The sequence below is a fragment of the Chryseobacterium angstadtii genome, assembly GCF_001045465.1.
In the GTDB taxonomy this organism is placed as follows: domain Bacteria; phylum Bacteroidota; class Bacteroidia; order Flavobacteriales; family Weeksellaceae; genus Chryseobacterium; species Chryseobacterium angstadtii.
The window spans coordinates 275,324-293,412 of record NZ_LFND01000003.1 but is presented as its reverse complement, the minus strand read 5'-3'; the positions used below and the strand labels follow the sequence as shown (position 1 = coordinate 293,412).

The following is an 18,089-nucleotide window of genomic DNA, read 5'->3' as shown; positions in this document are numbered from 1 at the left end:
ATATTCTCACAGTCGGAATTATTGATCGCTATTTCCTCCATCAAAATACCTTTTCAAATCCGAAATCTTTTTTATTCCAAGCTCATCGGCCTGTTTTCTGCGCATCATCAAAGCATAGGCATTATTAAACCCAAGTGGTTTGAGCCATTGAATTCCATACTGTTTTTCAAATTCTGAACTGACATACTGATAGGTTTTATCCGCACTTTGAATCACTGTTTTTACAGTTTGTTCCGATGGTTTTAAAAGTACAAGAAGCCCTGTTCCCGTATATTCCGGATAAAGATCAATGGCGTCATTCATCAGTGCATCAAAACATATTTTCGTTCCTCCCAGACCTGTTTTCGTTTCTACTTTATAATCTGTATACCCCTGAATAAGCAAAGTATACATTTGGGCAAGAATATACTGCTCACCAAAGATCTTGGAGCCAATCCGTATCGTTTTTAAATTTCCTTTTCGGGGGCTTTTGTAGAGATTATTTTTAATCAGAAAATCTTTGGCTATTCTTTCAGGAGTTTGATGAAGCTCGTCTGCCTTGTAGTTAAGATCTGTCATGATAGAATCGTTAAATTTCCCTGCCAACAGATTCAGTGTTTCTTCAATCTCCGGGAATTTTTCCAGTGTTTTGGTTTTAATAATGGGAGCAGCGAAATAAGGCGGAAATATTTTTTTATCGTCTTCCAGTACATACAGATCAAAAGCTTTGATTCTGCCATCTGTAGAATAGCCGCTGATGAGATCCAGGTCTTCTTCATATGCAGCTTTGTACATAATCGCATCATTCACCACAAGCGGGTTTACATTGAGCCCATACACGGAACGCAAACCGAGATCGCCGTCCTGCCGTCCCATAAATTCAGGTGTAAAACCGGCTTTCAACCGATGATCCGAAGAAGAAAAAAATACATATCCGGCTCCGATCATAAGCAGGATAACCGGAATTCCATATTTCAGTTTCTGAAACACCTGATAGCCCGATTTCTGTATAACCGCAATGATCTGATCCAGCAAAATCGCCAGCAATGCAGCCGGAATTGCACCCGCCAGAATCATATTGGTATTATTGAGGGAAATTCCCCCAAAAATAAACTCACCCAAACCGCCTGCCGCAACAAAAGAGGCTAAGGTGGCTACTCCAACATTAATAACCGCTGCGGTTCTGATTCCTGCTATGATGACAGACATCGCCAATGGAAGTTCAACCTTAAAAAGAAGCTGATTCCGATTCATTCCCATCGCTTTGGCAGCCTCAATTACGACCGGGTCTACTCCTTTAATTCCGGTATAAGTGTTCCGGATAATGGGTAAAAGAGCATAAATCAGAAGGGCTGCAATTGCCGGTTTTGCTCCAATTCCAAAAACAGGAATCATAAACCCGAGAAGTGCAATACTGGGAATGGTCTGCAAAACGCCTGCAATACCCAGCACCGGGCTGGAAAGCTTTCTTTGTCTCGCAATAAGGATTCCCAAAGGTACTCCAACCACAATCGCCAGAATTAATGACAGAAATGTTAATCCGAGATGCTGTACCACCTGGATTCCTAATTTATCCTGCTGTTCTATGATAAACTGCCAAAGACTCTGTTCTTTCATACGATCTGCAGTTTTCTGTATTCATTGAATGCACTCACCAGTTTCTCGTAGTGCACCGTATTTTTATGATCTGAGCTCAGTTTTTGCAACGCGTCCCAGACATGAGTATCTCCCGAAACATTCCATTCATGGGACCAGTCTTCCACAGGGAAAAATGATTGAACATCCTGCAACGTGGTTGTTTTATATTCCAGTAAAAGTCGGTTTTCAGCAAAAAAATCGCGGACAAAACTGTTTTTGGAATGATAAAGCATTTCTTTAGGAGTCCCAATCTGCACAATTTGTCCTTTTTCCATCAGACAGATGCGGTGCCCTAATTCAAAAGCTTCCTGCACGTCGTGAGTGACCAGAATAATGGTTTTGTTTTTAAGCTCTTCCAGCGATTTGAACTCTGAATGAATATCTGCTTTTGTAATATTATCCAATGCTCCAAAAGGTTCATCCATCAGCAAAACAGGTGTATCAGCCATCAAAGCTCTGGCAATCCCTACTCTTTGCTGCTGCCCGCCGCTTAATTCTCCCGGAAATCTGGACAGGATCTCTTCCGAAAGGTGAAGCTTATGTAAAAGTTCGTGAGTTCTTGTTTCCGTTCTCTTTTTATCCCATTTCAACAGTTCAGGAACTACGGCAATATTCTGCTGGATGGTATAATGGGGAAACAATCCGGAATGCTGCATCACAAAACCGATTCCCATCCGTAATTCTTCAGGTTTCCGGTCGCGGATATTTTTTCCGTCAATTAAAATATTTCCGGAATCTGCTTCTATGAGGCGGTTGATCATCTTAAGTGTGGTGGTTTTACCGCAGCCACTCGGTCCCAGAAGCACAAAAATTTCCTGATCATAAGCCTGAAAAGAAATTCCGTCTACCGCAGGTTTTCCGTTAAATTTTTTAACAATGGATTCTACTGTAATCATAGGCAATACTTATCGGGCGAGTCTGATTCCTGTGAACTGCCATTTTAAACCGGTCTGAAAGAAATTCCGGTAGGTATTTCTGCTGTGGCCTGGAGGTGTAGCTATTGAAGCTCCTCTCAATACCATTTGATTGACCATAAATTTTCCGTTGTATTCACCTACTGCTCCTGCTTCTTTTTTAAAACCGGGATAAGGCAGATAGGCAGAATTGGTCCATTCCCAACGGTTTCCCCATTCGAAACGGCCGGATGCAGCCTCCCATTCGGCTTCGGTGGGAAGACGCATTTTTTTCCAGGAAGCAAAAGCCGAAGCTTCATAAAAACTGATATGACAGACGGCATCATTCAGGTTGATTTCCTGTAAGCCATTTAAGTTATAATTCATCCACTTTCCGTCAATATAATGCCAATACAGCGGAGATTTTGCGTGAGTCTGCTTTACCCAGTCCCATCCTTCAGCATGCCAGTGTTTAAAATCGATGTAGCCGCCAGATTCCATAAATTCAAGATATTCTCCGTTGGTTACCTGCTGATCTGCTATCTCAAAATCGTTCAGAAACACTTTATGCCTTCCCAGTTCATTGTCAAAACAAAAACCTTCTCCTTGAAAACCAATTTCATAAATTCCTTCGGGAAATCTGATAATTTCTCCATTTCCAGAGCTGTTCTTTTGGGGAATTAATTCCTTTCTGTAAGCCGGGAAAAGCGGGTTGTGACCCAAAATATATTTAATATCAGTCATTAATAATTCCTGATGCTGCTGTTCATGATTAAGACCCAGTTCCAACAGAGGTTCCAACGATTCGGTCATGAATCCGCTTTGCAGAAAAGCCTGCATGTGTTCGTCCACATATCTTCTGTAGGTATAGATATCCGAAACAGATGGACGGCTGAGATTTCCCCGATCGGTACGGATCACACGTGCTCCGATGGTTTCGTAATAGCTGTTAAACACAAAATTATACTGAGGATCGAAAACCTGATAGTCCGGAAAATTGGGAATCAGAATAAAGGTTTCGAAAAACCAGGTCGTATGGCCGAGATGCCATTTCGGAGGACTTACATCCACGATGGGCTGTACCACATAATCTTCTATTTCCAAAGGCCTGCAAAGTTCTTCGGAGTATTTCCGGATATCGGTATATTTTTTCACTATATCTTTTGTTGCAGTGTCTGGTGCCATATTTTTAGGATTTTAGTGAGTTATTCTGAATCAATCATCAGCCTGAAATTTTTAAAATATCATTTTCTCTTATGGGAGTGATGAGATGAATATAATCTTCTGTTATTCAGTAATTTTAATTTTATTTTACCTGCCAAACGGTATCTACAAACCATTTTTTAGAATCCATGATTTCTCCGGCCATAGTAAAACCTGATTTTTCTCCCAGCTGGCTGATGTCTTCTGGCGAAAACTTTTGTGAGATTTCCATATCTATGAATTCGTTTTCTTTCAATAAAATCTTTTCATTTCCAATCATGACTTCCTGATCTTTAAGGCTTATGAGAAAACTTCTGCAGGCTCCGCTTACAGGATCATAGGTCTGATAATGCTGAAACTGTTCCGGAATGAAATTTCCATCCAGCTCATTGTTGATCCGGTTCAGAAGATTAAGATTAAAAGCTGCTGTAATTCCTTCTTTATCGTTATAGGCATTTAAAATAACCTGTGGATTTTTCATGAGATCAAAGCCTATCAGTACTTTGTCGCCTTTCGCCAGATTCTTATTCAGATGTAAGCTAAATTCCTCCGCTTCTTCCCTGCTCATATTGCCGATGTTGCTTCCTAAAAACAAAATCACCTTTTTTCTGTCCGAAAGTGAAGCCGCCTTTTGAAGCATTTCGAAATAATCTCCTTCCAGAGCAGTGATCTTCAAATCAGGAAGCTCCCGGCTCAGTTTTTCGTGTAAAACAGAAAGAATATGACCGGAAATATCAATAGGCATATAGGTAAAGTCAGTTTCTTTTTCTACGAGGTATTTCAAGAGAAATGTAGATTTCATGGCATCTCCTGCACCCAGCTCAATCAAATCAAAGGGGTCATTTCCCGGGATAATCATTTGGGCGAGTTCGGCCGTTTTGTTTTTGAAGATATCGAGTTCACATGGGGTGAGATAATAATCGGGCATCGCCATAATCTCCTGGAAAAGCCGGTCTCCTTTTTCATCATAAAAATATTTTGAAGACAGCCTTTTCGGATTGCTTTTCAGGCCTTCCAAAACATCCGTAAGAAAGTCATCAACAGGGTGACCACTGACTTTTGCATGTGGGTTTAACTGTAAATTCATATGTTTTAATTTGTGTGGTTCTTAGTTCAATACAACTATCCTGCCGCCTCCACATTGAATTTTGCAGATTATTCTATCGTTTCATTAGAATAAATATATTAAATTTAGATTAGTTTAACTTCCATAATTCATTATTAATTTTATTTCACACATTACAAAATGTCATTCAATCCCTCTCTGTTTGCTGAAAAATTAAAGAACCGGAACTATGATTTTTTTATTCCCCGAAAAAATATTTCCGAAATTATTTTTTATTATTAATGAAGATAAAAAATTGAATTAAAATAAAGGAAAACGTGTGAATGTATAGGGTAAGTAAAAAAACAGACACCTCATCAGGATAAGGTGTCTATAGTTTTGAGAAATATTTTCTTCTGCATTATTACCATTAAAACTTTCAAAGCCTATCAATGGTAAATTACAGGAATCTTTATATTGAAGAATCTCCTTCAAGCTTCATTGTATTAACCAAAGGATTGGCATACATGGATAAGAAATACTCTTTTGAAACGGCATCGGAAGGGTTGATCCGCATTTCAAGCCTTCGGACAAACAGCTGTTTCTCCTGTTCTGAATATTGTGAAGCGTAGGTATCGGTATGGTGAAGCAGATCGTACGCTATAAACTTGGTAGGCCAAAGCTTATAATTCCGAATAATGGAATGGTCTATGATCTGTGCAAGTGCCTGCAGCTGTTTATTTTTATTATCAATCTTTGCCGCAATATCGTCCAGTTCGGTATCTATGACCTGTCCTGCGTGAATGTGAATCCTTTTTTTCTGCCCTATCACTCCACTGATCATGGTATTGAAATCTTCATTCTTTCCTTTGATGTATTGCTCATCTCTGTGCTGCGCCAATAGCTGCGGCATCTTCAGAGAATCGGTAGGATCATATTCGTAGGAGATGGATATGGGAACTATTTTCAGTGTTTTAAAATAATCTGTCAATGTCTGATCTCCGGCAGCCATTGCCAGCATTTTCAGAACGCCCTGCTGGGTAGCATCATTTCCGTTTTTGGTACGGCCTTCACGCTGGGCAATCCATACGGAACGCTTTTCATGGTGTAAAAGCTCGTTGATATATTCGGACATGAGTTGGGAACTTTTCAACTGCTCACGAAGCGGTAAGCCTCTTTGAACTAAAAAGTTACGGTTCAGCTTGGCCAGCACATGGAGGAATTTTCTGTGAACGAGGTTGTCTCCAATGGCCGAAGCAGTCATGATATGGCCTGTTTCCAGCAGCACCAGATTAAGGAGTGAAGTATCCAGAACAATATCACGGTGATTCGAAATGAAAAGATAAGGTGTATTTTTATCCAGCTGATCGAATCCTGAAGTGGTTAATCCTTCAGAACTCTTTGCGAGAATCTGACGAATGGTGAATGCTATAAAATGAGTCTGAAAATCCTTTATGGAATGTACATTTTTAAATTCTTCCAGCCAGGTCTTCTCCTCCTTACCGGGAAAAGTAAAATTCATCAGCGCTTTCATCATGGGATCACAGGCTATTCCAGCTAATGCTTCATTCACTTCATGATCATAGAAAGACCGGATTTCATCGTACTTCGACATGCAATTATTTAAAAAATTAAAACTTTTTGCAAAAGAACAAAAATTTATCGAGGGTACCGTACTGTATGTGTTAAAGTATTATGATTTACGTTTAAGTTTAACCTGAATTCGGGATAAGAAATTAAGATTAAAAGATGGGAAGATGGAAGATAGACGATGGAAGTTACTATTAGACGGTAAGTATTTAACAATTTCTTTTTACATATATTGAAGTAGTTTAAAAAGAATTAATAAAACACCACTGTATTTCTATCTTTGGACTTCAATAACTTCCCTCTTCAAGCTTCTGACTTCCATAAATCACGATAAAAACTATTTTCTTCTGACTATTTCACTTTTTCCAAAAGATACAGTTTTGCTCCGGAAAAAGCCAGCTTAGGCATCAGATTTCCTTCCAGCACCATTGTTTTACTGTTAACATCAATCACTGAAATGTAATTGTTGGAATTATATTCAATGTAGTTTTCTTTTTCTTTCGTTAAAGGGTTTTTCCCGAATTCCATGGAATATTTCACCCAGTCTTCCTTTTCAGAGCTGCAGTGTACAGGCTTAAATTTTGATTTTTTAGCCTTAAAAATAATCTGATCGAAACCTTCGGTACAGTCTGAAGTAAATGAAGCTTCCGGATTCTGATCATTTGAAAAGTCTTCAAAAGATCCTTTGTAAACACCCACTACTTTCCAGGTTCCATCCACACGGTCTTCATCTATTTTCCCTTTTGCTTTGCTTACCGCCCAGCTGATCCCGTTAACCGTTCCTTTTACTGCTTTATAACTTAAATCCACAGCCCCTTTTACGACTTTGGCGGCCGTAGAAACCACACATGAATTTAAAAGAAGAGCTGCAGAAAGGATGAGGATTGTTTTTTTCATATTGTTTTTTTAAGATGGTGAAGATAGGTAAAAGTTTAAAAACAGGTCGCGTTATCATGACAAATTATCTCCTTCCACAGCAACTACCGCTCCCCTTCTCCACATCCACTTTCTTAATCTCCACACAGGCAGATATACAAAAATAACAGACAGAACGCCCGCCAGTGTGCCAACAAGTACAGCCATCACAGTAGCATCCAGCCTGTAATATTTTGAAAAAACAGACTGTGCAAAAAGTAATACGGACAAAACCATTAATCCCGTAACAATGCCATGTAAAATACTCAGCTTCGTCAGCAGTTTCCTTTTATTAAGCTGCTCATCTACGGTAAATTCTATAGCCTCCTGCTCAGAAGCAATGATGACCCTGTTGATAATGTCGATCGTAAGGACTACAGGCAGGAATATAGCCATTGGCAGGGTAAGCCGGGCCAGATTCTGTGTTCCTGAAAAAAAGTGAGTGTAGCCCAGTTCCTGAAAGCTGGCATAAGCAATAATGAAATTGAAAAATACATTCGGAAGAACATAGTAAATGGTACGCTTCATTAAAAAGCGCTTCAATGTTGTTTTCTTGAGTTTTTTAGGTTTTGGAGGTTTAAATTTAAATTTCATGAGGTCAGGAGTTCAAGAGCTTTGTCTTTAATGGCAATGGCTTCCTCTTTTGGAAGGAAATTCTCGTTGGACATAAAAGTAAAGTCCATATGTTGATTGTATGTGGTGGTCACAAGCGTATTTGAATTCAGCCAGGGAAAAGCAACCGTAGGGCTGATAATCGTTTCCAGGGTGAAATTTTTATATGCATTCGGAATAGTAAGTCTTCCCATATTGGAAAGCGTGACATCATGTCCGCCATTACTGGTTTTCATCATAGAAATCATACGTTCTACCACGGGATGCATATGTTCGCCCATCCAGAGAAGTTCCCGGGCTTCCATCTTTTCTATTTTTTCTTTGAGATCTTTTTTGATCTGCCGGGCATTGTCCAGCACATTCTGATTTCCTTTGTTTATCGAAAGTTCTACAGTCGGGGCAAATGCAAATACATGATCCTGCCTGATTTCCGGAATAAAATGACGCACATCCACAGGACTGATTACTTTTCCTTTTGCCTGTTTGCCCTGTACCTGCCGGAAAGCTTCCATAAACGAAGCACACAGCAATGCATGCACGGAAACATCCTGAGCTTTAGATTTTGCCGTGATCTGCCCGGTTACAGCCGGAGAAAGCTTCCAGTGAACCACATAATTTTTTCCGGGACTTCCTTTTTTACTTTTGCGCTGCATGAGGAAAAACAGCCGGGCCATGATCAGATACAACCGGGCTTTTCGTTTCTTTTTTCTGACATTAAAATCATAAGGCAGAAAATCCTGAACGGAGTCAAATAGCGGATAAGAATCCAGTGCTACTGAAGGATCATCCAGCAGGGAAAGCAGTTCTCTCATCAGCGTGACAAGAGAAGTCCCGTCACAGATGCAGTGCGGCAGTACCCAAAGAATTTCGGAAACCTTCTGCCCTTTAATCCAGACCAGTTGGGCCAGTGGCTTTCGTTCATCTTCAAACAGATGCATCCATTCTTTTTCAGATTCGGTAAACCAGTCTTCCTCCGTTTTCCGCGGAACAATGCGGAGCGGAACAGGTTCAATATCTTTGACTTCGATAAAAAAAGGATACGGTTCGCTGGTTCTGTCAATTTTCACCCTCAACAAAGGATGTTTCTGCTGAATTTTAGCTAAAGCCGATATTAAATTCTCTTCCTGAATTTCACCTTTGATTCTCGCCGTAAAAACACAATTTACCGGAGTCTTCGGATCTGCATACATGATCCGTTCAACCAACATTAATTTTCGTTTCATCATAATACAGCAATATGATCCAGTTGTTGTTTAATGGTTTGAATGACCTCATCCCGGATAGCCAATGCCTGTGAATACGGCAAATAGCCTTCGCTTCCCATAAAACTGAAATCCATTTCCCCTCTGAACGTGGAAGTCACCATTGTCGTGGTATTTCCCAGCGGTCCGATTACAGAAGGGCTGAAAATAGTTTCCAGTGAAAAGTTCTTATACTCGTGAGGAATCTGAATGCGTCCCAGATTCGAAAACATACAGTCATTGGAAGACTTACCATGCTTTAGCAGCTTCGTAAAATTTTTCAGGGCATCATGAGCAGATTCCATCACCATCATGGTAATGTATGGATTGAGTTTCGAAGTTTTACGTTCCACAGTTTCCTGCATCAGCCTCAGGTTTTCCGAAAAATTCATTTTCTGATTGGCAGAAACTACAATCATAAGGCCAAAAGCAAAAATATGGTCATCTTTGATCTGCGGTGCAAAACGCCTGATATCCACCGGACAGGAAACCTTATTGAAAGCTGCTTCTCCTTTTACTTTCCTGAATGCACGGAGCACGGCAGCACTTAAAAAGGTATTAACCGTAACTTCCATGGATTTACAGTAAGAAATCAGTTCCTTGCTCATCGTTTTGTCTAATTTCCAATGAATCAGATAATCGTTTTGTCTTTCAACCGCTTTTTTACCGACGGGAATACATTTAATCGCGGTTGCCGCTACCCTGCCGATGATTTTTGCCTTCAGTTTTTGCCTGCGGTTTGTTAAAATATCGGAAGGAACCACATCCTGAATTCCAAGTATTGGATTTTCCACCCCTATCTCTGCAGAAGGATGGTCCATTATCTGCAAAAATTCATATAAAAAGGTCATGGCCGAACCTCCGTCACATAAACAATGATGAAAAGAAAAAAGCATATCTGAAACTTCTTCCCCTTTGATCCAAATAAACCGGAGAAGAGGCTGTTCCCCATAATTAAATAAGGTCTGCCATTCCATTCTGGATTCTTCCTGCCAATCGTCATCTCCTTTTCGGGGAACGATCCGGATGGGTATCGGAAGAGGTTGATCTGCCACTTCAAACCAGGGCACATTATTTTGATCATGACTGATGAGCGCTCTCAACCAGGGATGTTTGCCCTGAAGCTGACTCAGGGCATGTTCAATATGCTCTATTGTAAAGGTGCCCCGCAACCGGAACGGAATAACCGCATTAAAAGGTTCCGTTCCGTCTCCTAAAAGCATTCGCTCACCAAATAACAATTTTCTTTTCATAGATTCTTAAACTAAAGTTGTCTGTTCTTGCCGTACAAAACCTTCCAACAGTTCTACAGCGCGATCGTTCCCGCCTGCATTAATGAAGTTGGCTTTTACTTCCTGAGCCGCGTTTCTGTATTTCGGATTCTCCAACAATTCAAAAACTGTTTCGCGAAGAGCTTCTGCCCGTAGACGCTTATAACGGATGCTTATTCCGCAGCCTGCCTGTTCAATTAATTTAGCAATATGAAAATGATCATACGCAATCGGGGTGATGAGCATAGGAAGACCATTGTAGAAGGTATCATTTACCGTATTAAATCCTCCGTGGCAGATCACCATATCCATATGGGGCATCAGTTGAGATTGAGGGACAAATCCGCTCACAATGAAGTTAGACGGCCATTCATCAAATATCTCAGGAGGTGTCGCCGCTACGATGGTAACAGGCTGGTTTGCAAATGCCGCAATCACCTTTTCAAAGAAGGCTTTCCGGATATCTACCAGCAGCGTTCCCAAAGACACAAATATTTTCGGATGGGTAGACGCTTCCAGACGTTGCCAGTCAAAAGGAGTATTGTTCGGACGGCCTTTTACCGGGCCTACAAATCTCATATGCTGCGGAACCGTTTCAAAACCGGCGAAGGTTTGTGAAGTAAATACCAGATTCAGCTGATGGGAATGAATAAAAATTCCTTCCTCAGAAATTCCTACTTCTTTTTGAAGATCCTTGATGAGATTCTGCTGCCATTCCCATATTTTAGGGGCATTTTTCTCGCTGTCTCCCATTACATCGGGAGGAACAGGCGTTGTTGTTACACACGGAATATGATGTTTATGGGCAAAAAGTGCTCCTCCGAACGCAATACAGTCGTTCACCAAAACGTCAGGTTTCCAGGTGCTCATCAAACGGTCCAGTCCCGGCATCATCATCTTGGCAAACGGAACATAGGTTTCTTCCAAAGCCAGTTTCATCACCTCGGGTCCCGAGCATGACGGTCCGTCATCCTGTCTCTTTAAAATACGTTGGATTTCATCCTGATATGGGATAAGGTCTTCTTCAGGATAAATATAGCTTCCGCCTTCCGGAATATGTTTGCTGTCTACCGGAGTGATTCCGTACCACTTCACTTCATGGCCTCTGGCAATCAGACTGGCTCCAACACTCAGTGTAGGGCTGATATGTCCGAAAAACGGAGGAACAACGAATAAAAATTTAGATCCGGATTTTAGTTTTTCTGTCATAGGAATTAATGCCTGTTCGAGTAGATCAGCAGCGGTTGCCGTACCTCCTGCCTCAACAAAAGATTGACGAACCGTATCAGCCGCTTCTCTATACTCTGAATTATTTAAAATATTTTGAACTGCTTCGTTCAAATGATGAGATTTAAATCTGTTAAAATTAAGACGTTCACCTGCTCCGGTACGTACAACACGTCCTGCAACATGTGACTGATCGTACGCAATCGGAATAACGACTAACGGAAGACCATGTGAAAGGGCTTCGGAAACGGTATTGTGACCGCCATGACAAACCACGCCATCCAGATGCGGTAACAAATCCAGCTGCGGAACCTGCTGATAGACCATAAAATTGTCAGGCCAGCTTTCAAAAAGCTGAGGATCTGAAACGACAACGACCGTTAAGTTTTCGTCTTTAAATGCATCCACGACCTTCTGGAAAAAGGCTTTCTTGTGATCATGATCAAAGGTAGTTCCGATGCTGACCAGTATTTTTTTCCCTGTCCTGTTTTTAAATTGATCCCAGTCAAATTCACAGGAGATGCGGCGTTCCATGAGAACAGGACCCGTGAATTTGTAATGGGAAGGAAGTTCCATTTCTCCAAAGAAATATCCGGAAGTTAAAACTAAGGTCAGAAGGTCAGATGAAGCCAGTGAACGGTTTTCTGTTACGCCCAACTCTTTTTGCAGTTCAATGATTTTTCCGACTTCCCATTCATGTACTTTTGGAAGTTCATCCATAATTTTAATGGCGGCCGGAGCCGTCACTGTGGTACTGTATGGAAGATCCAGTTTTTTGGCAGCAACACCCGCCACAAACAGCTGATGATCGCCAATTACAAGATCTGGCTGATAAGATTTCAGTAATTTTAAAATTCCGTTGTAGCAGTGTCTGTTCAGGGGAATCAGTACATCTTCGTACAGAAACTTAACACTGTCGATTCCATACACTACTTTTTTGGAAATAATATCGAGGTATTTTTCGCTTTCCTGTTTTTCTTCGTCGGTCTGGTCATATTGAATCAACAGAAGTTCTCCTCCGGCAGGAAGTTTAGTATTTAAATTTTGGTCAAGACTGATCCAGGCCACCTGATGCCCTCTGTTCAATAATTCTGAGCCAATGCTCAGCGTTGGATTGACATGACCTGTTAATGGTGGAACAACAAATACAAATTTAGCCATGATTTTGTGTTAATGGTTTTGATAATGATTGAGATAAAAAATAAGCTACGGTCTCCGCAATCTGTACAGGTTCCTGGATCGGGATGTTATGATCTCCGGAAATCAGTTCCAGTTCAGAGGTACCAATCTGCGTATTCAGCCATTCGCCTGTAGGTTTACAATTGGATTCCACACCGTAAAGTAGTAATGTAGGAACCTTCATTTCTGATAAATGAGCTTTGCTCAGGAAGTGTTTTTCCCTGATCATATCTGCTTTGATACTGGTTTTTTCAAACAGGAATTCGTACATCCGGTGATTTTTCTCCATCTGCCTTTTACCCATCTGCACTTTGGTAGTGTCCGTAAAATTGGCCACATAATGTTCCAGGAACTCTTTACTGTATTCATCAATAATAGTACGGGCTTTTTCATCCTGAGGATCGGGTGCTTCTATAACGATCAGATGATCTACGCGGTCCGGTGCCTTCAATGCGGTTTTCAGCGCAATCAATCCACCGAAGCTGTATCCGGCAAGATGTACTTTTTCGAGCTTTAAATGATCCAGTAAAGCCAGCAGATCCGAAGACATGCTTTCAAGATCATAGCCGTCCGGAAAACGTTCGCTCATGCCGTGGCTTTTCAGGTCGTACATCACTACATGATAGTGTTTAGCCAGAATGGGAGCTATATTGAAATAATAAATAGAGAGGTTGCTGAACATCCCGTGAATAAGTACTACGGTCTGCTCAGCTCCTTTGTTGAGTTCCTGAATATGAACCTGTCTATGGTCAACCGTGATTATTGGCATTCGTAGATATAATTGATGATCATACGAAGGTCAAGATTGATCAGTTCGTCCAGATCCATGGAAGAAAGCCATCCCGTAAAATCAATCTGATCTCCGAAGTGGGCTTTTATTTTTTCGGAAAAGGAAACAATTTCTATGCTGTCCATTTCAAGATCTTTAGTGAATGAACTTTCCGGCGTGATATCCATTTCTTCTACAAATTCTGCTCCTATCACTTCCGTAATAAAGCCTTTTAAAAGAGTAAACAGTTCTTCGTGATTCAGTTTTAAAGTGTTGTTTATAGTGTCCATCCGATAATATAATTTTTATGTTTAATTGTTTTTATTTCAGTCTGGCGAATCCACAGGTGATCGCCTTCAATATGTTCAATTTCGAAGGTTTTTGGATTTCCCTTCAGTCCTGTTCCCAGGAATTTTGCGTATGCTTCTTTGGCTGTCCAGAATCGTGTAGTCCATTCTGCCTGATCTCTGTCTTTTAATAAAGCCAATTCGGCATCGGTAAATACGAGATCATAAAAGCCGGAGCTCCGTTCTTCAATGGTTTCCATATCAATTCCCACAGAACCGCCAAGTCTTGCAATTCCCACCGCATCTTTTCCTTTATGAGCCAGAGAAACATGAATATCCTCCGTAACATCTCCAATGAGATAAGGTTTTCCGACCTCATCCTTCCCTATTTCAAAAGTGATGGGATAACACGGATGATTTTTCTTTTCGCGAAGCAAATTTCGTACGGCATCTTTCACCGCGACACGGCTTACCATCCATTCTTTTCTCTTGTTGGGCAAAAGCTGCTGATGGTGTTTCTTTTCCGTCTGATTAAAGTATCTTTTAAGAATAAAATCCCAGGAAGCCACTCTTGTATACGCCTGATGAAAGAAAAATACTTCCGGAGCAATTTCCTCTGAAAGGCGGTTATGCAATGGCGACATAGAAACATTCCATAAAGGCTGATCAATTTCCAGACGGCGGTTCTGCCAGCCTGTAATAGCGCACCAGACTTTTCCGTCTCTCTGCAGGATAATATCTGCAATGGCAAATTCATCGTTGAGTTCCGTTAAGATGCAGGTGCATTCAAAAAGACCGTCCTGATCATCCATATCTCCGAAAAACTCGATATCTCTTATTTTCACGGGAAAGGCAATGCGGTCTTTCGTCAGGGTTAGCTGCAGCCACAATCCAAACAGCTGTCCGGCATTATCCAGCAAAGAACCTTTTCCGCCGTTTCCTTTTATTTTCCCGACAATTCCTTTTGTTCCTACTTTAGAAACCTCTGTAATTCCCTGATACTGTTCACCATGAAACATATGCTGTTCATAAATCTCCTCCGGTGTTCTTTCAATCGGTAAAAGATCTCCTACCGAAAGATTAAAGTCAGGGGCCACAGGTGCTGACAGGGCTAACAGAACTTCTGCATTCGCAAAATTTTCAATATCCAGATAAGCGTGGTAAGGTGATTTCCATTCACCTTTTACTGTTTTTTCAAAAGGTTTTGCCACGTTCATCCACTGAAAAACACTTACATTCATTATTTTATGAACCCTCGTTCCGGAGATTTCTGCCTGTGCTATTTCTGCCAGCTGTTCAAAAATCATGGTCATCGGAATCACAGGTTCCATATCTGCAACCTCTGCCCATCCTTTGGGTTGTCTCAAAAGACTGTGATCAATAAGATAAGGATGCGTCTCCAAATTCACATGCAGCAGTCCAGAAAAACTGGTGCTTACAGGAACCTGGGCCGCTACCGGTTTTGGAATAGTAATTTCCGGGCGGTTCTGAAACAGGGTCAGTACTTCTTCCTGCATACGGATCATATCGGTGATATTTTCCTGGAATGCCTGTACAAGAGGATGTCCCGTCTTAGCTACCGTAGCAGAAACAGAGGTTTGTTTTTGTGTACTGAAAGATTGGGCTAAAGCTTTAATTTCTTTAAAATCTCTGATAATAGGAGAACCTAATTCCAGTTTCATCCCTTTTCTGGCGGGCTTTTCTACATGTCGCTGTATTTCAAGGAAGTCAAGGGCCACCGTTTTTCCTTCTACAAATAATGCTGCTACCACACGCTGCAGCTGAGCCAGCGCAGAACGGGTAGGAACACTGGAAGCGATGGTACTGAACGCTTTTCCTTTCAAAGTATCATCTATAAACCCGATCAGTCCTCCGGTGCCGATCTGGATAAAAAATCGGGCCCCTTCGTCATACAGTTTGTCCGTCAGTTCACGGAAGCGAACCGGCTGAACGAGGTGCTCCGCACTTAGTTTTCTGATGGCTTCCTGATCTGCGGGATAAGGCTCCAGTGTCGTTGCAGACCACAATGGAATTTTGGTTTTCTGAAATTTTGCCTTTTCCATTCCTGCTAAAATCACGTCCAGTTTATCTGCAATAAAAGGAGAATGAAATCCGGACTGGAACGGCAATATCTGGTGAAATATCTGTTTTGATTTTAACAATGGTACCAATTCATCCAGTGCAGCATTGCTTCCACAGAGAATGACCTGATTCGGGCAGTTATCATTAGACACATAAAGATCAGAAATCTGTTCTATAAATGGAGTCACTGTATCTATTCCGGCTCCGATTGCAATGAATCTGGAGTCTTTTAATTCAAAAGTTTCGGGATTCAGAACATCAATTAATGCTTTTACGGAGTTTACTTCCGCCAATTCAGATGAATATCCCGCCAGCCACTCTCCCAGACTGTGTCCTGCATTCATATCAGGAACAATATCCAGTTTTTTCAGGGCGTGATCCAGGATGCTGCATTTGTTGAAAATTCCCAATGCATCGGTTAATAAACCTTCTCCTTCCGTTTGGATAGGTTCTGTTAATCCAAAATAACGGCTGACGCTTTCCACTTCGCCTTTCGCCAGACCATCCAAACCTGGAAATACGAAAGCGACTTTTCCTCCGTCTTTTAACAGAGGAGTATTGGTGTACCAGATATCTTGCTTATTGCGCCACGGATTATTTTTAGCCACAATTTTAATGGCTTTTTCAATTCTTTCAGGGGTAGGATCGAATAAAGCAATACGGTAATCGCCCTCTCCCAGTCTGGTTTCTTTATTTTTCAGGGCAGAAAGCAGTTCTTCATGAGTTGGTCTTGCCAACAATAGAACCGGATCTTTTTTAGGCACATCATAGCCTTCCAATACGACATGCGCATTGATTCCTCCGAATCCGAAGGCATTGACTGCTGCTACTTTCGGCAGACCTGTTTTTGACCAGCTTTTCGGTTCCTGTACAGGTAAAAATCGGGTATTCTGCATATCCGAAACCGGATTTTCACAGTATAATGTTGGAGGTAATGTATCGTGGTATAATGCCAGGCAAGTCTTAATCAGACCTGCAATTCCTGCAGCAGGCATAGCATGTCCTATATTGGATTTCACGGATCCGATGCCTGCAGCCGAAGCTGTTTCTTCTTTTCCGAAAAACTGAGCCAGGGTCTGAAGTTCTGTTTTATCACCAAGCGGTGTTCCTGTTCCGTGGGCTTCAAGATAGCCAATCCGGTTTTTATCCAGATCTGCATTGGTCCATGCCTGTTCTAAGGCTTTCAGCTGACCTTTTACGGAAGGACTCATTACGCTGGTTCCGTTTCCGTCGCTGCTCACGCCTACTCCTTTAATTACAGCATAGATTTTATCCTGATCGCGCACCGCATCTTCCAATCGTTTTAATACGACGAAACCACAGCCTTCCCCAATTAACAATCCATCGGCATCAGCGCTGAACGGTTTAATCTGTTGCTGACGCGATAAAGCTCCCAGCTGGGCAAAAATACTCCAGAACGCAGCATTCTGTCCGGTATGAACTCCTCCTGCAATCACCATATCACAACGGCCTCTGTTAAGTTCCTGAACAGCATGATCTACAGCCAGCAAAGCACTGGCACAGGCAGCATCTACCGTAAAGGCTGCTCCTCCGAGATTGAACCGGTTCGCAACCAGAGAAGCCACAAGATTGGGAATGAGTCCCATAGCCGTATCTGCTGCAAAACGTCCTTTGCGTTCCTGGAAAGCATGTTTCACCTTTTCGATATCTGCTGAAGATACCTGGGGTAAAAGTTCCTGAAGCAATGAGGAAATCTGCTCGCCTGTACGCACAATTTCAATGGCACGGGTTGCTCCCGGTCCTGTATAATTTCCTTTTCCGATAATGATCCCGGTCTTTTCAAGCGACATATTTTTTTCGAATATTCCGGCGTCTTCCAGCGCTTTCTGCACGAGATCAAGGGTTAATAAATGATCCGGTTCCGTCCCTTCTACAGCCAGCGGTAAGATTCCGAATGCTGTAGGATTAAATTCATAATCAGAGATAAATCCGCCGCGTTTACAGTAAAATCTGTCAACAGGATGGGTTGCATCGCTGAAATGAACAGGATCAATCCTGTCCGCAGGAACGGCCTGGGTAGAATCTACTTTACTGACAATATTCTGCCAGAAAGTGTTGGCATCCTGTGCCCCGGGAAAGACACAGGAAAGACCAATAATTGCAACATCTGTTTTTTTCATATCTATCATATGCAGAG

At 41.6% G+C, this 18,089-nt stretch carries 13 protein-coding genes; all 13 read right to left on the bottom strand.

Annotated elements, in window-relative coordinates:
• Positions 1-18 precede the first annotated feature (18 nt).
• Entirely contained in the window at positions 19-1,596 is a 1,578-nt protein-coding gene (locus tag ACM46_RS09495; protein ID WP_048506414.1) for an ABC transporter permease/substrate-binding protein, read from the bottom strand.
• On the bottom strand, positions 1,593-2,513 hold the full coding sequence (locus ACM46_RS09490) for an ABC transporter ATP-binding protein (RefSeq protein ID WP_048506413.1): 921 nt from the start codon (positions 2,511-2,513) through the stop codon (positions 1,593-1,595). The genes ACM46_RS09495 and ACM46_RS09490 overlap by 4 nt, the downstream gene beginning before the upstream one ends.
• A gap of 9 nt (positions 2,514-2,522) precedes the next feature.
• Positions 2,523-3,695, bottom strand: coding sequence for an ergothioneine biosynthesis protein EgtB (egtB, locus tag ACM46_RS09485; RefSeq protein ID WP_048506412.1), 1,173 nt, complete (start codon positions 3,693-3,695; stop codon positions 2,523-2,525).
• A 121-nt stretch (positions 3,696-3,816) separates the two neighbouring features.
• Complete coding sequence (locus ACM46_RS09480) at positions 3,817-4,800, bottom strand: L-histidine N(alpha)-methyltransferase (protein ID WP_048506411.1); 984 nt, start codon at positions 4,798-4,800, stop codon at positions 3,817-3,819.
• 430 nt (positions 4,801-5,230) lie between these two features.
• Positions 5,231-6,373 (bottom strand): 1-acyl-sn-glycerol-3-phosphate acyltransferase, encoded by a 1,143-nt coding sequence (locus ACM46_RS09475; protein ID WP_048506410.1) that lies wholly within the window; start codon positions 6,371-6,373, stop codon positions 5,231-5,233.
• Between the two features lie 326 nt (positions 6,374-6,699).
• Positions 6,700-7,245 (bottom strand): hypothetical protein, encoded by a 546-nt coding sequence (locus tag ACM46_RS09470; protein ID WP_048506409.1) that lies wholly within the window; start codon positions 7,243-7,245, stop codon positions 6,700-6,702.
• Positions 7,246-7,299: 54 nt separating this feature from the next.
• The gene (locus tag ACM46_RS09465) at positions 7,300-7,791 is read right to left on the bottom strand and encodes a hypothetical protein (RefSeq protein ID WP_241485985.1); all 492 of its coding nucleotides are present in this window, start codon (positions 7,789-7,791) and stop codon (positions 7,300-7,302) included.
• 62 nt (positions 7,792-7,853) lie between these two features.
• Positions 7,854-9,101 (bottom strand): phthiocerol/phthiodiolone dimycocerosyl transferase family protein, encoded by a 1,248-nt coding sequence (locus ACM46_RS09460; protein WP_117614428.1) that lies wholly within the window; start codon positions 9,099-9,101, stop codon positions 7,854-7,856.
• Positions 9,098-10,369, bottom strand: a complete 1,272-nt coding sequence (locus ACM46_RS09455) for a condensation domain-containing protein (RefSeq protein WP_048506406.1) — start codon at positions 10,367-10,369, stop codon at positions 9,098-9,100. Before ACM46_RS09455 ends, ACM46_RS09460 begins: the two co-directional genes overlap by 4 nt.
• A gap of 6 nt (positions 10,370-10,375) precedes the next feature.
• Complete coding sequence (locus ACM46_RS09450; protein WP_048506405.1) at positions 10,376-12,775, bottom strand: glycosyltransferase; 2,400 nt, start codon at positions 12,773-12,775, stop codon at positions 10,376-10,378.
• Positions 12,768-13,562 carry an alpha/beta fold hydrolase gene (locus tag ACM46_RS09445; protein WP_048506404.1) on the bottom strand — a complete coding sequence of 265 codons (795 nt, stop codon included), beginning with the start codon at positions 13,560-13,562 and terminating at the stop codon, positions 12,768-12,770. The genes ACM46_RS09450 and ACM46_RS09445 overlap by 8 nt, the downstream gene beginning before the upstream one ends.
• Complete coding sequence (locus ACM46_RS09440) at positions 13,553-13,852, bottom strand: acyl carrier protein (protein WP_048506403.1); 300 nt, start codon at positions 13,850-13,852, stop codon at positions 13,553-13,555. Before ACM46_RS09440 ends, ACM46_RS09445 begins: the two co-directional genes overlap by 10 nt.
• Positions 13,840-18,072 (bottom strand): type I polyketide synthase, encoded by a 4,233-nt coding sequence (locus ACM46_RS09435; protein WP_048507121.1) that lies wholly within the window; start codon positions 18,070-18,072, stop codon positions 13,840-13,842. The genes ACM46_RS09440 and ACM46_RS09435 overlap by 13 nt, the downstream gene beginning before the upstream one ends.
• Positions 18,073-18,089 lie beyond the last annotated feature (17 nt).

Excerpts from the sequence above, each read along its gene's own strand:
- ACM46_RS09495 (WP_048506414.1), bottom strand. The coding sequence starts at position 1,596 with ATGAAAGAACAGAGTCTTTGGCAGTTTATCATAGAACAGCAGGATAAA.
- ACM46_RS09490 (WP_048506413.1), bottom strand. The coding sequence starts at position 2,513 with ATGATTACAGTAGAATCCATTGTTAAAAAATTTAACGGAAAACCTGCG.
- egtB (WP_048506412.1), bottom strand. The coding sequence starts at position 3,695 with ATGGCACCAGACACTGCAACAAAAGATATAGTGAAAAAATATACCGAT.
- ACM46_RS09480 (WP_048506411.1), bottom strand. The coding sequence starts at position 4,800 with ATGAATTTACAGTTAAACCCACATGCAAAAGTCAGTGGTCACCCTGTT.
- ACM46_RS09475 (WP_048506410.1), bottom strand. The coding sequence starts at position 6,373 with ATGTCGAAGTACGATGAAATCCGGTCTTTCTATGATCATGAAGTGAAT.
- ACM46_RS09470 (WP_048506409.1), bottom strand. The coding sequence starts at position 7,245 with ATGAAAAAAACAATCCTCATCCTTTCTGCAGCTCTTCTTTTAAATTCA.
- ACM46_RS09465 (WP_241485985.1), bottom strand. The coding sequence starts at position 7,791 with ATGAAGCGTACCATTTACTATGTTCTTCCGAATGTATTTTTCAATTTC.
- ACM46_RS09460 (WP_117614428.1), bottom strand. The coding sequence starts at position 9,101 with ATGATGAAACGAAAATTAATGTTGGTTGAACGGATCATGTATGCAGAT.
- ACM46_RS09455 (WP_048506406.1), bottom strand. The coding sequence starts at position 10,369 with ATGAAAAGAAAATTGTTATTTGGTGAGCGAATGCTTTTAGGAGACGGA.
- ACM46_RS09450 (WP_048506405.1), bottom strand. The coding sequence starts at position 12,775 with ATGGCTAAATTTGTATTTGTTGTTCCACCATTAACAGGTCATGTCAAT.
- ACM46_RS09445 (WP_048506404.1), bottom strand. The coding sequence starts at position 13,562 with ATGCCAATAATCACGGTTGACCATAGACAGGTTCATATTCAGGAACTC.
- ACM46_RS09440 (WP_048506403.1), bottom strand. The coding sequence starts at position 13,852 with ATGGACACTATAAACAACACTTTAAAACTGAATCACGAAGAACTGTTT.
- ACM46_RS09435 (WP_048507121.1), bottom strand. The coding sequence starts at position 18,072 with ATGAAAAAAACAGATGTTGCAATTATTGGTCTTTCCTGTGTCTTTCCC.